This window comes from Vibrio sp. R10-SF1-ISO8, from assembly GCF_059833805.1.
This window is the reverse complement of sequence record NZ_JCBDHL010000010.1, coordinates 202838-219159: the sequence shown is the minus strand read 5'-3', so window position 1 is coordinate 219159 and position 16322 is coordinate 202838. Positions and strand designations below refer to the sequence as shown.

Genomic DNA, 16322 nt, shown 5'->3' with positions numbered 1-16322 from the left:
ATGCTATCAATTTCTGGATTGAACCAGTTTTACGGTGAGAGCCACACACTTTGGGACTTGGAGATGGAGATCCCCAAAGGAAAATGCACTGTGTTAATGGGGCGTAATGGTGTAGGTAAGACGACCTTATTGCAATGCATTATGGGGTTGCTCAAAACTGAGAGTGGCGACATCGCCCTTGAAGGTCAGTCTATTATCAAAAACGAAGCCGAAGCTCGGCCCAGAATGGGGATTGGCTATGTTCCTCAAGGTCGTCAAATCTTTCCAATGTTAACTGTGGAAGAAAACTTGCAAGTAGGCTTACCTATCCGAGCAAAAGGAGACCGTCACATCCCCGAATTTATCTTCGAGCTGTTCCCTGTGTTGAAGGAAATGCTGCATCGCAGAGGGGGCGATTTATCGGGTGGGCAGCAGCAACAACTGGCTATAGGTCGGGCGCTGGTGATCAACCCTAGCTTGCTGATTTTGGATGAGCCGACGGAAGGGATTCAGCCCAATATTGTGCAAGAAATCGGCGATATTATTCGCATGTTGAATGAGAAATTTGGACTTACGGTTTTATTGGTTGAGCAAAAACTGCCGTTCGCCCGTAAGGTCGGAGATCAGTTTTGCATCTTGGATAGAGGGCGCACTGTTGCCCAAGGGAACATGGAAGAGCTGGATGATAGATTGATAAAGGAGTATCTCACCGTATGATTTGTGAACCTGCCGTTGCGTTTGATTTAGGTGATAATAATCAGACGCTTAAAAAGAACATCGAGTCTGATGTAGAGAAAGGCTGGAAGGCCATGTTATCGCTTTTGTTTAAAGACAGAGGGGATAAAACTGTCATCAAAGACCGTCAACAGAAAGGGCCTTTAGCGATTCAGCGCCCTTTGTATCCCGAAGGGAAAACGTGCCATACCTATTTATTGCATCCACCCGGCGGTGTGGTCGGTGGCGACACTCTGCAAATAAGCACTCGCGTGGAGCAAGGGGCTCATGCTCTGGTCACCACTCCGGGTGCGACTAAGTTTTATCGTTCTGAAAAACGCTACTCTCATCAGAAACAGATATTGCATGTCGAACGTGGTGGTTTACTCGAATGGTTACCACAGGAAAACATCTTCTTTCCTGATGCCCATGCTCGCCTTGATACCGAAATTCATCTTGACCGTGATGCCCTATTTGTGGGCTGGGAAATGCACTGTTTTGGGCGCCCTGCACTAAATGAGGGATTTTCCTCCGGACATTTAGTCGGAAAAACAGAGGTTTACCGAGACGGAAGAAAAATTTTGACCGAGGGGTTAAATATTTTTGGTGGCGATAAGTCCATGATTGAAAAGGGCTTGCTCAATTTCTCTCTCTCGGGAACGCTGTATATTTCTGTCGAAAATGAGGATTTTTTTCAACTGGTACAGAGCTTGCTCTCTAACATACAGCAAGAAGTCGGCACAGAGGACTTAGTGATTGCTGCGACACAGATAGAAGAATTGGTTGTCGTGAGAGCACTGGGTCGATGGAGTGAGGTGATCTTGGAGAGCTTTCAGAGAGTTTGGCAACAAGCGCGTCAATACTGGACTGGTGAAACTCCCCAGCCCCCAAGAATTTGGGCAACCTAAACTCCATGTTTCTCTTTGCTCCTTCTCCATCATGTTAAGGGAATGGCAAGGAAACCAATGGAATTATCACCGAGAGAAAAAGACAAACTGTTGATCTTCTGCGCTGGCATGCTGGCGCAGCAACGAAAAGAGCGAGGGTTAAAGCTTAACTATCCAGAGTCTGTAGCGTTTATCAGTAGTGCCATTCTTGAAGGTGCTCGCGAAGGCAAAACGGTGTCTGAGCTTATGGACTTTGGACGAACACTTCTTACTGTTGATGACGTTATGGAGGGCGTACCTTCCATGATTCCTGATGTACAAGTCGAAGCCACCTTTCCTGATGGGACCAAATTGGTCACCGTTCATGAGCCAATCGTCTAGGGTCTAGGAGATCATATGTCAGCATCAACAAGTCAATATTCTGGTTTTATTCCCGGTCAAATTGAATCCGCCCCTGGCGAGATTGAACTCAATGTTGGTCGCGCAACCATCAAGGTCAAAGTGGAAAATATTGGCGATCGACCAGTACAAATTGGCTCGCATTATCACTTTTTTGAGGTCAACGATTCACTGCGTTTTGAGCGTGAAGCGTGTAAAGGGTTCCGTCTCAATATCCCTGCTGGCACTGCGACACGCTTTGAACCTGGCCAGTCTCGCACGGTTGAGTTGGTTGAGTTTTCAGGTAAGCGAGAGATATACGGATTCCAAGGTAAGGTCATGGGCAAACTCGCCCAATAACGAACAAAAACAAGGATAGGTAATGGCAAGCATTTCTCGTCAGGCATATGCCGAAATGTTTGGGCCAACAGTGGGCGATCGCGTGCGTCTCGCAGACACCGAACTGTGGCTTGAAGTAGAAAAGGATTTTACTGTTTACGGCGACGAAGTTAAATTCGGCGGCGGTAAAGTGATTCGTGATGGCATGGGGCAAAGTCAACGCCCAAGCGCCGAAACGCCAGATCTGGTTATCACCAACGCAGTGGTATTGGATTACTGGGGCATCGTTAAGGCAGACGTGGCGGTTAAAAATGGGCGTATTCAAGCCATAGGCAAAGCCGGCAACCCTGATGTGCAGCCAGAAGTGACGATTGTGATTGGACCGGGGACAGAGATCTTAGCAGGGGAAGGATCAATTTTAACCGCGGGCGGTATCGACTCGCACATTCACTTTATTTGTCCCCAGCAAATCGAAGAAGCATTGGCTTCAGGTGTCACCACCATGATTGGTGGTGGTACTGGCCCCAACACAGGCACTAACGCGACAACTTGTACCCCCGGCCCGTGGAATATGCATCGTATGCTTGAAGCGTTAGATGAATTTCCAATGAACTTTGGCCTACTCGGGAAAGGTAACGCTAGCCAGCCAGAAGCGCTAAGAGAGCAGGTAGAGGCGGGCGCGGTGGGACTGAAGCTGCATGAAGATTGGGGCACGACGCCAGCATCGATTGACACCTGTTTGTCGGTCGCTGATGAGATGGATGTTCAGGTCGCGATTCACACCGATACATTGAATGAGTCAGGATTTGTTGAATCGACTTTAGGTGCGATTGGCGATCGCGTGATTCATACCTATCACACCGAAGGAGCAGGTGGTGGGCACGCCCCGGATATTATTCGCGCGGCAGGTGAATCCAATGTTCTGCCATCGTCGACCAATCCAACTCGTCCTTACACTGTCAATACGGTTGATGAGCACCTCGATATGTTGATGGTGTGTCACCATTTGTCGCCTTCTATTGCTGAAGATGTGGCATTTGCCGAGTCTCGAATTCGCCGCGAAACTATCGCTGCCGAAGACATTCTGCATGATCTCGGTGCCTTCTCTATGATTGCCTCAGACTCTCAAGCAATGGGGCGTGTGGGCGAAGTGATTACTCGCACTTGGCAAACTGCGCACAAAATGAAAGTACAGCGCGGCAGCTTGAAAGAAGACTCTTCCTACAGTGACAACTTTCGACTTAAACGTTACATCGCTAAGTACACCATTAATCCGGCGATTACTCACGGTATGGCGCATGAAGTCGGCTCAATTGAAGTGGGTAAGCTTGCCGACCTCGTGTTGTGGAAGCCCGCTTTCTTTGGTGTTAAGCCGAGCGTGATTCTTAAAGGCGGCATGATAGCCATGGCTCCGATGGGCGATCCTAATGCTTCGATACCAACCCCTCAGCCTGTCCATTATCGCAGTATGTTTGGCAGCTACGGCAAGGCATCACAAAACACTTCGATGCTGTTTGTCTCCCAAGCGGCTGAGCAAGCAGGTATTGCAAGTGAGCTTGGTCTTGGCAGCCAAATCGGGGTTGTCAGCCATTGTCGTGATATCAGTAAAGCTGACATGAAGCTCAACGACTGGCAGCCGAACATCGAAGTGGATTCACAAACCTACCAAGTTCGCGCTGATGGTGAGCTGTTGGTGTGTGAACCTGCTGACGTGTTACCCATGGCACAAAAGTACTTCTTGTTTTAATGCAGCAACGAAATAGCTAACCAGTAAACGAACGATTGAATGAGAAAACGAACTGATAAGGAGATGAGATGATCGAACTTACCGAAATCAGCAAAGAAATTTGTACTAAACCTAATGCGTTTCTGAGCTTGCCAATAGATAGCCGAATTAAGAGCCGACTTAAAGTTGAGCTAGATGATGGTCGTGAAGCAGGCTTGTTTCTGCCGCGTGGACACATTTTGCGTGGCGGTGAACAACTTAAAAGCCAATGCGGCATGATCGTCGAAATCAAAGCCGCGCCGGAAAAGGTCTCTACGGTTTATTGCAGCGATCTGCATCTACTGACGCGCGTGGCGTATCACCTTGGCAATCGACATGTACCGTTGCAAGTGGAATTTGGCTGGGTCCGTTACCAGCACGACCATGTATTAGACGAAATGGTTGAAGGCTTGGGTGCTAAAGTCACCACAGAAGACGCGTCATTCGAGCCAGAAAGTGGCGCTTATGGTGGCCGCTCTGGTGGGCATCATCACCATCACTAATCACACCCAAATTAAAGCAATAACAACAAGGAAGTTATCATGAACAAAACACAACAATTCGCTGCATTCACTTGTCTGGCCCTTCTCTCATCATCAGTGATGGCGCACCCCGGGCACGAAACAGGCTCTTTCTCAGCAGGCTTAACTCACCCGGTAACCGGTTTCGATCACCTGATTATGTTGGTTGCGTTTGGTATTTTAGTCGCATGTGTACAGACGTCAGCCGTGCGTAAAATGGGATTAGTCCTCAGCGCGCTTGCCTCACTGTTGATTGGTCTTGCTGCTGGGCAGGCGTTTGGCGGCTTTAATGGCGTCGAGCTTGCGATAGGGGCTTCGCTGTTTGTCGTGAGCGGCGCAATCTGGCAAGCCTTCCACGCTTCAAAAGATATGCTGCGTTTGGCGCTGACTTTATGTGTTGGTTTAGTGTTTTTCCACGGTTATGCGCACGGTGTTGAAGCGCAAGGCGCAATCTCTTCGTTTGCCGCGGGTATGACTGTCAGTGCAGCGGCGCTTATGGTTCTTGGCTTGCAGTTTGGTCGCGCACTTTCAAGCCCTTGGCTTTCTGTTGGTGTTGCCTCAGTTAGCGCCCTCGTCATCCTGTAAACCTTAGCCTATGTCTTATCAAAAAAGGCCAAACGATCTGGCGTTGTATCGGCTGTTTCAGTTGATAAGCCCCTCTCTACCCATCGGTGGCTTTACTTATTCGCAAGGTTTGGAGTGGGCGGTTGAGGCGCAGTGGGTATCGGATCGTGTTTCAATGCAAGATTGGCTCGATAACATGCTGATGAACAGTGTCGCGACACTCGAGCTGCCAATCCTTGAACGCTACTCCCAAGCGCTGATTAACAATAACCAACAACAGTTAGCTGCGCTGAGTGACTTGCTCTACAGCAGCAGAGAGACCAAAGAACTCAGAGCCGAAGAGAAGCAGCGTGGGCAAGCGCTGTATACCTTACTCAAACAGCTCGATATCTATCATGACAGTTTTGATTATGCCGATAGCAAGCCAAATCAGTTGCTTGGGCTTTGCGTCGCCGCGCAGCATTGGGATATAGAAATCGAGCAACTCAAACAAGGCTACTTATGGAGCTGGGCTGAAAACCTGATCATGGCAGGGGTCAAGCTCGTGCCTTTAGGTCAAACAGATGGGCAACGTGCTTTGATTCAACTCAGTGAACGGTTTCCTAAAGCGTTAGATAGAGCCAGAACGATTGAAGATTGGATGATCGGCAGCTTTACGCCATCAATATCAATTGCCAGCAGTTTGCATGAAACTCAGTACACACGGCTATTTCGTTCTTAGCGAAGTAGCAAGCAAAGAATTAGAAGGACTTAATAATGGAAAGTTACAAACAACCTTTACGCGTCGGTATTGGCGGCCCCGTAGGATCGGGTAAAACAGCACTGCTTGAAGTGTTGTGTAAAGCGATCAGAGACAAACTCAATATCGCGGTTGTGACCAATGATATTTATACTCAAGAAGATGCCAAAATCCTCACCCGTGCTGAAGCGTTAGAGCCGGATCGTATTATCGGTGTTGAAACGGGCGGCTGTCCACATACTGCAATTCGTGAAGATGCCTCGATGAACTTAGCGGCGGTTGAAGAGCTGGCAAAACGTCATAAAAACCTTGATGTGGTGTTTGTAGAAAGCGGTGGAGATAACTTGAGTGCCACCTTTAGCCCAGAGTTGGCGGATTTAACCATCTATGTGATTGATGTGGCTGAAGGGGAAAAGATCCCGCGTAAAGGTGGTCCAGGTATTACTCGTTCAGACTTGCTGATTATTAATAAGATCGATCTGGCACCATACGTTGGAGCGTCACTGGAAGTGATGGAGCAAGATACCCAGCGGATGCGTCCCACTAAACCTTTTGTGTTCACCAACCTAAAGGAAAGCAAAGGGCTCGATACCATCATTGATTTTATCGTCACTCAAGGTATGTTAACGATGAAAGGCTAAATATCTCGATTGGCAAAAGGCACCGAAATCGGTGCCTTTTTTGATCTTGGTTTGACCCAAGTTATTGGTTTTACCAGTTATTTATACATTGTACTGAGCGTTTTATAAATATATGTTAAGGCAATAATAAAAGGAGGAAACCTTTATGCCGATCAATGGAATTTGTCATGACTTCGCCTTCACTCGTTGTTTCCCTGTCGAGAGCAAAGACAGAACACCCAGTGCAAAAGAAAGCGTCGACCTTTGGCGTATCTTGCGCACCAAGATGGAGCTTATTCACCCAGATAATATTGATACTCTAAAACCTGGTGTGCTTACAGTAACTAACGCGACAGGGCATCCGACCCATACACCGCACTCTTACTATGTTGGAGAAGGCAACGTTTTATATAGCACCAATGACCCATTCTTTGACAAAGTAGAGAAGAGTCAAGTGGATGTGAGCACTCAACATGGAGTGGGGGCGATAACCTATTCTCTTGCAACGCTTAAGGCTGCGTTGAACAATGTTACTGATGGCCCAAATGGCGCGAGCGCAAGAATTGGTACCGATAATCGTGATTTGCAATTCTACTGGTGTTCAACGGCGGTTGCTCGTTTAGGCTGGTGGGCGCAATAAGAATATCTGCCCTCAACGGTTGCTGAGGGCATTTTCCACTGTTTAGTTATCTGCTAGGGCGATAGATGGCTCTTTGCCCTGTTTCTGACGTTTAAACACTGCTAGTAGTGACGTCATGGTAAGTGCCGTGATACCAGCCAGTGTCACTGGCGAGCCGAAGATGCTTTGCACTAGCTTAGGTGTCTGGCTGAGTAGATCAGGGACTAACATCACTCCAAGCCCAAAACCAAATGACAACGCAATCGTCATGATCTTCTCACGATTCAAGGTTTCGCTAGCGATGATCTTGATGCCAGCTGCCGCAACAGTGCCAAACATAACTAATGTAGCGCCGCCCAATACTGGCTTTGGAATCGTCATCAGCAACGCGCCTAAAATTGGGAATAAACCCAAAATAAACAAGATAGCAGCGATAAAATACCCTACGTGGCGACTGGCGATTCCGGTTAAGTGAATTACACCATTATTTTGACTGAAGGTGGTATTTGGAAAGGTATTGAAAGTCGCAGCGATAAGAGAGTTGACGCCATCGCCTAACACGCCCGCTTTCAAACGTTTTAAATAGCCAGAGCCAGATATTTCTTGTTTGGAGAACATACAGTTTGCTGTAATGTCACCCGTCGACTCAATGGCTGTGATTAGGTATATGAACCCGATGGGAAGAAACACTTGCCAGTCAAAACTGAAACCATACTTAAATGGAACGGGTATGCTAAGCAATGGCTGACTGGATAGATCAACTGGAGCAACTTTTCCCACCAATGCTGCTGCAATCCAGCCAACGATAAGACCAACGAGGATGGACGAGAGACGGACCCAAGTATGGCGGCTTAAGTTCATGATAACGATGGTCGCGAGTACTAAGCCGCCTAACATCAAATTCTCAAGGCTGGCAAAATCCGGCGCGTTAAAACCGCCGGCTAAATCAGTCACGCCCACTTTGATCAAATAGATTCCAATCGTTGTGATAACAATGCCTGTGACAATCGGTGTGATGATAGTTTTTAGTTTATCGATCAATTGAGAAAGGAAGATTTCGACAAATGCCCCGAGGAAACAAACGCCGAAAATAACCGCCAGAATCTCTTCTGCACTTCCACCACGTCCTTTAACTAAAAAGCCCCCAGCCAGAATTGAACCTAGAAAAGCAAAACTCGTTCCTTGAACACAAATGAGCCCAGCGCCGATTGGTCCCACTCGCTTTGCTTGAATAAACGTACCGACCCCAGACACCATCAACGCCATACTGATCAGATAGGGAACATGCTCAGCTAAGCCTAGCGCAGAACCAATAATCAATGTTGGGGTTATGATACCGACGAAACTCGCCAGTACATGTTGGATGGCGGCCCAGGTAGCAGCTTTTGGTTCCGGTCTATCACCGAGTGCGTAGATTAAGTCGGAATCCTTTTCCATTGTGTTCTCCTTTGTATTTTTACTTGTATACAATGACTATCTCTATAATGAGCAATCTATGTGCCAAGAGATTTATTCTTTTAGAAACAAAGGGGTAGGTTTTTTTATAGTGTTTCGCAAAGCTTGAACGCACTGATAAGGAACAAGCTGTAACATTATTGGTGCAGCTTGATAGCGATCTTAAGGTTATTGGTGAAAGTGATCGCTTTAGTTAAAGGGAGTAAATAGTCTTCGATTCAATGACATACCTTTGTTGGTTTCCATCCTACTCTCGATCTTTGTCTATACTGACTTGATAGACCTAGATTACAGCAAGATTACTCAACTACCGGATGTTAGGGGCGATTATGCGAAGAGCTCTAGTTATAAGTGCGATGAGCACTTTACTGTTTTTTAGCCAATATGTGTTGGCGATATCGGCTCCAGCAGAGGAGCCTATCCTTTGGATCTCGGGCAATATAAGCCAAACGAACTCACCACAGGGCGTTGAGTTTGATGAAGCGATGCTCCTTGGTTTAGAGCAAGGGACTATTCATACCAATAATCATGTCGTCACTGAAGTGGTCGAGTACAAAGGACCAAAATTAGCTAGCTTACTCGAGTATGTGGGTGCTAAGGGTAAGCAGGTACAAGTAATCGCGTGGGATGATTATGTTGTCACTATCTCGCTAGAGGACATTAAGAAGTATGGCATTCTACTCGCAACGCATGAGGCAGGGGTTAGAATGACCATTGATGACAAAGGTCCTTTGTTTGTTGTATTGCCTTTCACCGAGCACGCTGAAATTAGAAACGACTTTTACTATAGCCTGTCAGTGTGGCAGGTGAGAGAGATTGTTGTGGAATAGAACAATGAGTTCCCGTCTTTTACCAAAGGGGCGCACCTTCATAGCCATTATTGCGAGTGTTAGCATTGTGCTGCTGATAATGGCTACCTATTTCTTCTACTCGTTAAGTGAAATTAGAAAAATATCCCCTCAACCTTATGTCACAATAGTTAATAACAATATTTCGGCAAAAGCCAAACTGTTGTTACTGAAGGCTGAAATACTCAACTTCTCGATTCAAAAAGATTCTCGTTCGTTGGCGCGACTAAAAATGCAAGCGAGAGTGCATAAAGCCAGCATCCTACAAGATCTGAAAGCACAGCGGACGCGAAATATACATGCTCAGTACGGCGACTTGGGCGAGTTAGCCGAATTGGAAAAGAGAATTACTCAACTCGCAACGCAAATCTCTGGTCTTACTCTCAACAATGAACGGAAGGTTGCAGAATCATTGAGCGCGGTAGAAAAAACGTACTTTGATCTCAATAAGTACCTTTCTAGTTTCGTCGCAGAAGTGCAAAGGAATCAACTCGAGTTCACACAGGACAAAGAAAATCTTTATGACCGTCAGTATTTGTACATGGTAGTGATCATTGCCTGCTCCATTATTCTAGTCGGTGTGATTTCTTATATGTACCTCCACCAAATTAAACTCAGTCAAGACTTGACCGAGCGTGGAGACAAACTGGAAGAGGCAAAAAAACTCGCAGAGCAACATGCTACAGCCAAAGCTCGCTTTCTTGCCAATATGTCGCATGAGATGCGGACGCCATTAAACGCCATTATCGGTTTGAGCCATAAAGAGTACTACGAGGCTACCGATGAGCAGACGCGTAACTTTCTGTCGATGATTAATAGCTCAGGGCAACACCTACTTAAGCTTATTAACAGTGTGCTCGATCTCAGCAAAATTGAGAAAGGAAAGATGAAGCTGCAAACAGAAGCGTTCTATTGCAGTGAGTTAATTGAGCTGTCTAAAACCATTTTTGTCGATATGAGTAAAATCGATGTTGAGATCTTTTTTTCAACAGAACTGAATAAAGACTACAAGCTCATCGCAGATAAAACCAAGTTGCTGCAGTTAATCAATAACCTAAGTTACAACGCGCTTAAGTTTACTGAGCAGGGTTTTGTCGATGTGCGCCTTTCATTGGAGCGCTCAGAACCGGAGAGCTTCTTAAGGCTCAAAGTGTCAGACACTGGTATTGGTATGTCACGAGAACAACTTGATAAAGTGTTTGAGGAATTTACTCAAGCCGATGATTCCATCACAAGAAAATATGGTGGCACTGGCTTAGGACTGTCTATCTGCCAGTCATTGGTTAATCTGATGAGTGGGAGGATAGAGGTTAAGAGTGAACTGAATAAAGGCACTGAGTTTAGCGTTGTAATACCAGTTCAGGTAGAGGGAGAGAAAGCAATTGGTTGTGCTATGAATCTTGAAAGGCGAGTAAGGGTGGTAAGCACTGATCTACACGCCAGGGAGCTAATCAGTGACGAACTTAAGCGTTTTGATTTGTTCGACAAATCTGGCGATATCGCGGTTTACTACCATAGTGGTGAAAACAGAGTAGAGGACAATTTTCCTGAGGTTCATCTTGAAGAGCAAATGAGTGTTGTGATTGCTGATTTACATGCTTCAGTCCCCCTTTCAGAAAAGCAGGTAAAGCTGACCAAACCTTATGATATTTTCAGTCTGCTTAGTGCATTAGGCAATCATAACCGGAATCTAGATCAATCAGAGGTGTCGCTGAATCGGAGTTCTGGTTTATCTGCTTTGATCGTGGAAGATATGCGAGTGAATCAAATTGTCGCGCAGAAAATGTTGAGGACATTACAAGTTGAGACCACCACGGCAAACAATGGACAAGAGTGCCTAGATATTATTAAACAGCGCCATTTCGATATCATCTTCATGGATATTCAAATGCCAATCATGGATGGCATAGAAGCGTTAAAGAGAATCCGTCAAGATGATTTAGCGCCCGATACCGCAATTGTTGCACTGACAGCCAATACCTTCGACAAAGATGTACTGCACTACTTAGAGCTGGGGTTTAATGATGTTGTGCCTAAGCCTGTACGTATGGAATTAGTGCAGCGAATTTTGGATAAATACTCGCCCGCGACCATTTAGGTTTAACTAGGATCACTGCCCATAGTTTTTAACGATAGTTGTTAGGTATGTTGATGACAGTCTCTTGGTATTTATTCTTTGCTGTAATGGAAGATATACACCCAGAAAATTGTGATTGATGTCTAATTAATCTCTTTGTTTGATAATTGGTTAATCAGTTACTACTTTTTTATTAACTGTCAAAAAATTTAGGGGGCAGTTTTGAAAAAGTTAAAAGTCGTATTTTTAGTACAGGTCATTATAGCGCTGACCTTAGTGTTACTAGTATCGGCATTCATTAAGTATCAAGGTTTTAAAGACAACTTATTAGTTGAACTACAGCATTCCGTCGAGAACACGACTCAGCGGATGATGATCAGTTTGCCCAAAGCCGTGTGGGACTTTGACTTAGACTCCGCAAAAGTCTCTATTTCGGCGGAACTGAATTTACCTGAAATCTCCGCTGTACAGCTTATTGATAATGAAGGCAGTGATCTTTTGTTTCTCACACATCAACTTGCTGGTGAAGAGTATGAAACGGTTGAGGTGACGGACAAATCGCTGTTTACCGAAGATAACAGCATGAGTGCTGCACTGACCTTTGTCGAATATGGAGAAGAAAACCCAGTAGGTAAGGTTGTTGTCTATTTTGATACCCATGCTCTCGATACTAAGCTTGCCGATTCGCTCAAAACCAACTTTATCGAGCTGATTGTACTCGACATCATTTTATCGATAGTGATCGTAGTTGCACTGTCTATGACGGTGATTCGCCCCATATCTGAATTGACAGAAGTGGTTAAAGATCTCGCTTCTGGAGATGGAGATCTAACCAACAAGCTTGCGCCAGCAAAATATCGAGAATTTGCAGACATCACTGAAGGCATTAATAGTTTTACTGAGTCGCTTAGGGTGATTGTTCAAGATGTAAATCAGTCCTCTGATGCGCTTAAAGACAAAGCGCAAGCGAATGGTGCTACGGCGAAGTCCAATGCTGAAAAACTTGAAATGCAAAAACATCAATTGACCACCGTAGCGGCAGCTGCAACAGAGTTAAATCAATCGGTCTCTACTGTTGCGGATACGGCTTCGGAAACAGCCCAACAAGCACATACGGCTACCTCACTTGCTTCAAATGTTAATGATGCAATCGAGAGCTCAGCCAACGACATCATCAACATGCGTGAAGAGATGAACCATGTGAATGCTGAGATGCACATCTTGATTGAGGAAGGAGAAAAAATCACCACGGTTCTTAATGTGATTAATGATATTTCAGAGCAAACCAATTTACTTGCTCTGAATGCTGCGATTGAGGCTGCGAGGGCAGGTGAGCAAGGGCGAGGTTTTGCTGTGGTTGCAGATGAGGTGCGAAATCTTGCTGTAAAAACCAGTGAATCGACAGAGCAAATTCAAAAAAACATTGCAGCATTAGGTGCTGCGACCAAGTCGGTTGAAGATGAACTGACTCGAATAGCGTCTTTGCTTGAGCAAACGGCCTCGAGAGTGAGTGAATCGCAAAGCTCAGTCAGTGAAGTACAAAGCTTAATAACCGTTATTTCAGATAGAAGTGGGCAAATCTCTCAGGCTACCGACGAACAACGGATGGCTGTGGAAGAAATCAGCCAAGCGATTGTGGAAGCATCAGAGGCTACCAATGATGTTTCCTCTGGCGCAACTAAGAATGCACAAAGGACTGAAGAAGTACTGGGTTTGAGTCAAAGTATTGCCAATCATATGGCTAAGTTCCGTACCTAGGATATAAACAGAGGACATGTTATGAGAAATCTCATTTTAATAGTGGTGAGTTCACTATTTTCTTTTGCTTTAAATGCAGCGGTGATTACTGCCGCACAAGATCCATGGGCGCCGTTTGTTCAGAAAGACAAAGCGAATCCCGGTGTATCCGTTGAGATTATTACGGAAGCTTTTAAATCGCAGGGGCATACCGTTGATTTCAAAATTATGCCTTGGACACGCGCACTCAATGAAGTGAAAGGTGGTAGGGTTGATGTGTTAGTCGCGACTTGGTTTACCAATGAACGTACCTCTTTCTTGAAGTACAGTGAGCCATACTTAGAAAACTCGCTCAAGTTTATTATGCGCAAAGGGGAAGGGTTCGAATACAACGGACTTGATAGCTTGTCGGGTAAAACAGTGGGTATTATCCGTAACTACGGTTATGGTGATGAATTTTTAGCGGCCAATAACTTTAAAAAGCCAGAGGCGAATGACTTGGTCGCTAATGCTAAGAAGCTGATGGCAAAAAGGATAGACCTGACTTTAGAAGATGAGCTTGTGGCGAAATCTACCTTGTCTGGAGCTGGAATGAATTTGGCCGATTTTGAGTTCACTAATAATGCGTTGTCAGTTAACCCGTTGCATGTTACCGCAGGGCTAGCGAATCCCAACCATGCTGAATACATTGAAGCGTTTAATAAAGGGCTGGCCGAAATTAAGGCCAATGGTACCTTTGACAAGATCTTAGCCAAATACGGAATTAAGTAGGGGTGCTAGGCTGATAAATTAAAACGCTCCCATCAATCGGGAGCGTTTTATATTACCTGTTATGAGAACTTAGCTAGCGAACTTCTTTCCATCTATCTTACCTTTAGCATCATACGCTTTCTCACCGTAGATAAAGGTCTCGCACACGGTTCTATCGTCACCTAAGCTCATCAGGACGAACAGTTTCTCTTCAAGGGTTGTTGCTTGGTTCATTCGGAAACGCATTAATTGAGTAGCATGTAGGTCGAGTACGACAAAGTCGGCTTCTTTACCCACTTCAAGGTTGCCTATCTTGTCCTCCAAATGGAGTGAACGAGCACCACCTAATGTTGCAAGGAAGAGAGACTTAAGGGGATGCAGCTTCTCTTGTTGAAGCTGCATTATCTTATACGCTTCACTCATGGTCTGAAGAATCGAGAAGCTGGTTCCTGCTCCGACATCCGTGCCCATCCCGACTCTTACGCCATGCTCTTCTAGTTTTGGTAGTTTAAACAGGCCCGAACCTAAGAAAAGGTTAGACGTAGGGCAAAAAGCGATGGCTGATTCAGTATCGGCTAGACGCTGGCACTCACAATCAGACAGGTGGATACCATGAGCGAATACCGAGCGTTTATGTAGTAAACCATAGTGGTCATAGACATCGAGATAAGAATCTCGCTCAGGGAATAGGTCCAGTACCCACTCGATCTCTTTCTTGTTCTCTGAAAGATGAGTGTGCATATACACATCTGGGTACTCTTCGAGCAGCTTACCCACAGTGGCTAACTGTTCAGGTGTGCTAGTGGGAGCAAATCGAGGAGTAACAGCATAAAGCAAACGACCGCGGTTGTGCCATCTTTCAATCAGTTCTTTTGATGCTTCATATCCAGATTCAGGCGTATCGGTTAGGTAGTCAGGCGCGTTTCTATCCATCAATACCTTGCCTGCAATCATGCGTAGGTTACGACGTTCCGCTTCACCAAAAAATACGTCTACTGACTCTTTGTGTACCGTGCCGAATACGAGGGCTGTAGTAGTCCCGTTGCTTGCCAGTTCATCAAAAAACAACTTAGCGACCTTGAGTGCGTAAATTGGATTCTTAAAACGGCGCTCTTCTGGGAAAGTGTAGTTTTCTAGCCAGTCGAGCAGTTGTTCACCGTATGAAGCGATCATACCCGTTTGCGGGTAGTGAATATGGGTATCGATAAACCCAGAGGTAATCAGCTTGTCTTCGTACTCGGTTATATTGAGATCTTTGGGTTGGCGGGCGAGCACTTCCTCGGTTTCACCAATATCCACAATATGCCCGTCTTCGACAACGATGATACCGTCATCAAAGAATTGATATGAATTGTCCAGTCCGACATCTTTCGGATCCGCGATACTGTGCAAAATTGCTGCACGATAAGCGTTGCGTTGCGTTGTCATTTTTACTTCCTTTTTAAACCCAAATTAAACGGCTGATTGGGTTAGGCGATTTTCTCTTCCAGTGGCGAATCGCTCATATGGTTACTTTTACTGTGTGCCGTAGGGCGTTTTTCTTCAAGTGGAATGCCCTGATAGTGTGCGATTAGTTCACCTGCAACTGATACCGCGATTTCTGCTGGATGCTTGCCATTCACCATGCTGACGCCAATGGGGCAAATCATAGTGTTGATCTGTGCATCACTGTACCCACGCTGGGCTAAGCGCATATCAAACTTCTTGCGTTTAGTCAGGGAGCCAATCATGCCGAAATAGACGCTGTCATCTCGGTCAATAATGGCTCTAGCGAGATCAAAATCGAGTTGATGATTGTGAGTCATGACTAAGTAGTAACTGTTTGGTGGCAAGTCTCGTACTTCTGCGACCGGATCATCGGTCACTAACTTAGTCACATTACGTGGCAGTTCTTCAGGGAAAACATCATCGCGCTCATCAATCCAAGTCACTCGGAAGGGAAGAGTCGAGACGATATGTAAAAGGGCTTTGGCAACATGACCTGCTCCAAACACAACCAGATGCTTTTGGGCGGTGCCAATAGGTTCAAAGCTCAGTGTTGCCATTCCGCCACAACACTGGCCTAGACGGGCACCCAAATTAAAGCGTTCTACTTTGAGTGAGCGTTCACCTGCGATCAGCATCTCACGAGCCATTTTGGTCGCGACATGCTCAAGGTGACCACCGCCTATAGTGGCAATCAACCTGTCACGGGTGACCAGCATTTTGGTGCCTGCATCCCTTGGCACAGAGCCACGGTCTTCCAATACAGTCACCATCACGCACGGTTCGCTGTTTTTCTCTAGTTGTGCCAGTTCATGAATCCAATTGTCCTTAAACATACGTCTCTC

At 45.8% G+C, this 16322-nt stretch carries 17 protein-coding genes; 14 read left to right on the top strand and 3 right to left on the bottom strand.

All coding sequences use genetic code 11. The features are described from left to right. The 10 genes from urtE to AC6R00_RS06535 all read left to right on the top strand — a co-directional run bounded on the left by urtE (position 1) and on the right by AC6R00_RS06535 (position 7146). Positions 1 to 696, top strand: a complete 696-nt coding sequence (gene urtE / locus AC6R00_RS06580; RefSeq protein ID WP_500639758.1) for an urea ABC transporter ATP-binding subunit UrtE — start codon at positions 1 to 3, stop codon at positions 694 to 696. Next, positions 693 to 1601 (top strand): urease accessory protein UreD, encoded by a 909-nt coding sequence (locus AC6R00_RS06575; RefSeq protein ID WP_500639757.1) that lies wholly within the window; start codon positions 693 to 695, stop codon positions 1599 to 1601. Before urtE ends, AC6R00_RS06575 begins: the two co-directional genes overlap by 4 nt. Before the next feature lie 57 nt (positions 1602 to 1658). Beyond that, entirely contained in the window at positions 1659 to 1961 is a 303-nt protein-coding gene (gene ureA / locus AC6R00_RS06570; RefSeq protein ID WP_008079177.1) for an urease subunit gamma, read from the top strand. Between the two features lie 15 nt (positions 1962 to 1976). Beyond that, the gene (locus AC6R00_RS06565; RefSeq protein ID WP_500639756.1) at positions 1977 to 2318 is read left to right on the top strand and encodes an urease subunit beta; all 342 of its coding nucleotides are present in this window, start codon (positions 1977 to 1979) and stop codon (positions 2316 to 2318) included. 22 nt (positions 2319 to 2340) lie between these two features. Continuing rightward, on the top strand, positions 2341 to 4044 hold the full coding sequence (gene ureC / locus AC6R00_RS06560; RefSeq protein ID WP_500639755.1) for an urease subunit alpha: 1704 nt from the start codon (positions 2341 to 2343) through the stop codon (positions 4042 to 4044). A gap of 68 nt (positions 4045 to 4112) precedes the next feature. Continuing rightward, on the top strand, positions 4113 to 4565 hold the full coding sequence (gene ureE / locus AC6R00_RS06555; RefSeq protein ID WP_500639754.1) for an urease accessory protein UreE: 453 nt from the start codon (positions 4113 to 4115) through the stop codon (positions 4563 to 4565). Positions 4566 to 4604: 39 nt separating this feature from the next. Then, on the top strand, positions 4605 to 5168 hold the full coding sequence (locus AC6R00_RS06550; RefSeq protein ID WP_500639753.1) for a HupE/UreJ family protein: 564 nt from the start codon (positions 4605 to 4607) through the stop codon (positions 5166 to 5168). 10 nt (positions 5169 to 5178) lie between these two features. Next, positions 5179 to 5868 carry an urease accessory protein UreF gene (locus AC6R00_RS06545; RefSeq protein WP_500639752.1) on the top strand — a complete coding sequence of 230 codons (690 nt, stop codon included), beginning with the start codon at positions 5179 to 5181 and terminating at the stop codon, positions 5866 to 5868. Positions 5869 to 5903: 35 nt separating this feature from the next. After that, positions 5904 to 6527, top strand: a complete 624-nt coding sequence (gene ureG / locus AC6R00_RS06540) for an urease accessory protein UreG (protein WP_008079192.1) — start codon at positions 5904 to 5906, stop codon at positions 6525 to 6527. A 145-nt stretch (positions 6528 to 6672) separates the two neighbouring features. Beyond that, positions 6673 to 7146, top strand: coding sequence for a hypothetical protein (locus tag AC6R00_RS06535; RefSeq protein ID WP_500639751.1), 474 nt, complete (start codon positions 6673 to 6675; stop codon positions 7144 to 7146). Between the two features lie 42 nt (positions 7147 to 7188). Here AC6R00_RS06535 and AC6R00_RS06530 read toward each other — a convergent pair whose 3' ends face one another. Continuing rightward, on the bottom strand, positions 7189 to 8562 hold the full coding sequence (locus AC6R00_RS06530; protein ID WP_500639750.1) for a nucleobase:cation symporter-2 family protein: 1374 nt from the start codon (positions 8560 to 8562) through the stop codon (positions 7189 to 7191). A 347-nt stretch (positions 8563 to 8909) separates the two neighbouring features. Here AC6R00_RS06530 and AC6R00_RS06525 point away from each other — a divergent pair, with 347 nt between their 5' ends. From AC6R00_RS06525 to AC6R00_RS06510, 4 genes are all read left to right on the top strand, one after another. Beyond that, positions 8910 to 9410, top strand: coding sequence for a putative pterin-binding protein (locus tag AC6R00_RS06525; RefSeq protein ID WP_500639749.1), 501 nt, complete (start codon positions 8910 to 8912; stop codon positions 9408 to 9410). Between the two features lie 4 nt (positions 9411 to 9414). Beyond that, positions 9415 to 11526 (top strand): ATP-binding protein, encoded by a 2112-nt coding sequence (locus tag AC6R00_RS06520; RefSeq protein ID WP_500639748.1) that lies wholly within the window; start codon positions 9415 to 9417, stop codon positions 11524 to 11526. Between the two features lie 201 nt (positions 11527 to 11727). After that, positions 11728 to 13263, top strand: a complete 1536-nt coding sequence (locus tag AC6R00_RS06515) for a methyl-accepting chemotaxis protein (protein WP_500639747.1) — start codon at positions 11728 to 11730, stop codon at positions 13261 to 13263. 21 nt (positions 13264 to 13284) lie between these two features. After that, on the top strand, positions 13285 to 14013 hold the full coding sequence (locus AC6R00_RS06510) for a transporter substrate-binding domain-containing protein (RefSeq protein ID WP_004743677.1): 729 nt from the start codon (positions 13285 to 13287) through the stop codon (positions 14011 to 14013). A 69-nt stretch (positions 14014 to 14082) separates the two neighbouring features. On the opposite strand, the gene guaD is transcribed toward AC6R00_RS06510, so the two are convergent. Together guaD and xdhC are read right to left on the bottom strand one after the other, a co-directional pair. Next, entirely contained in the window at positions 14083 to 15420 is a 1338-nt protein-coding gene (gene guaD / locus AC6R00_RS06505; protein ID WP_239856006.1) for a guanine deaminase, read from the bottom strand. 41 nt (positions 15421 to 15461) lie between these two features. Then, on the bottom strand, positions 15462 to 16313 hold the full coding sequence (gene xdhC / locus AC6R00_RS06500) for a xanthine dehydrogenase accessory protein XdhC (protein ID WP_171320540.1): 852 nt from the start codon (positions 16311 to 16313) through the stop codon (positions 15462 to 15464). Between the last annotated feature and the right edge of the window lie 9 nt (positions 16314 to 16322).

What these genes read in the sequence shown, in the direction of transcription:
- AC6R00_RS06510 (WP_004743677.1), top strand. Translation starts at nt 13,285, where the DNA reads ATGAGAAATCTCATTTTAATAGTGGTGAGTTCACTATTTTCTTTTGCT.
- urtE (WP_500639758.1), top strand. Translation starts at nt 1, where the DNA reads ATGCTATCAATTTCTGGATTGAACCAGTTTTACGGTGAGAGCCACACA.
- ureE (WP_500639754.1), top strand. Translation starts at nt 4,113, where the DNA reads ATGATCGAACTTACCGAAATCAGCAAAGAAATTTGTACTAAACCTAAT.
- AC6R00_RS06550 (WP_500639753.1), top strand. Translation starts at nt 4,605, where the DNA reads ATGAACAAAACACAACAATTCGCTGCATTCACTTGTCTGGCCCTTCTC.
- AC6R00_RS06530 (WP_500639750.1), bottom strand. Translation starts at nt 8,562, where the DNA reads ATGGAAAAGGATTCCGACTTAATCTACGCACTCGGTGATAGACCGGAA.
- ureG (WP_008079192.1), top strand. Translation starts at nt 5,904, where the DNA reads ATGGAAAGTTACAAACAACCTTTACGCGTCGGTATTGGCGGCCCCGTA.
- AC6R00_RS06545 (WP_500639752.1), top strand. Translation starts at nt 5,179, where the DNA reads ATGTCTTATCAAAAAAGGCCAAACGATCTGGCGTTGTATCGGCTGTTT.
- guaD (WP_239856006.1), bottom strand. Translation starts at nt 15,420, where the DNA reads ATGACAACGCAACGCAACGCTTATCGTGCAGCAATTTTGCACAGTATC.
- ureA (WP_008079177.1), top strand. Translation starts at nt 1,659, where the DNA reads ATGGAATTATCACCGAGAGAAAAAGACAAACTGTTGATCTTCTGCGCT.
- AC6R00_RS06565 (WP_500639756.1), top strand. Translation starts at nt 1,977, where the DNA reads ATGTCAGCATCAACAAGTCAATATTCTGGTTTTATTCCCGGTCAAATT.
- xdhC (WP_171320540.1), bottom strand. Translation starts at nt 16,313, where the DNA reads ATGTTTAAGGACAATTGGATTCATGAACTGGCACAACTAGAGAAAAAC.
- ureC (WP_500639755.1), top strand. Translation starts at nt 2,341, where the DNA reads ATGGCAAGCATTTCTCGTCAGGCATATGCCGAAATGTTTGGGCCAACA.
- AC6R00_RS06520 (WP_500639748.1), top strand. Translation starts at nt 9,415, where the DNA reads ATGAGTTCCCGTCTTTTACCAAAGGGGCGCACCTTCATAGCCATTATT.
- AC6R00_RS06575 (WP_500639757.1), top strand. Translation starts at nt 693, where the DNA reads ATGATTTGTGAACCTGCCGTTGCGTTTGATTTAGGTGATAATAATCAG.
- AC6R00_RS06525 (WP_500639749.1), top strand. Translation starts at nt 8,910, where the DNA reads ATGCGAAGAGCTCTAGTTATAAGTGCGATGAGCACTTTACTGTTTTTT.
- AC6R00_RS06535 (WP_500639751.1), top strand. Translation starts at nt 6,673, where the DNA reads ATGCCGATCAATGGAATTTGTCATGACTTCGCCTTCACTCGTTGTTTC.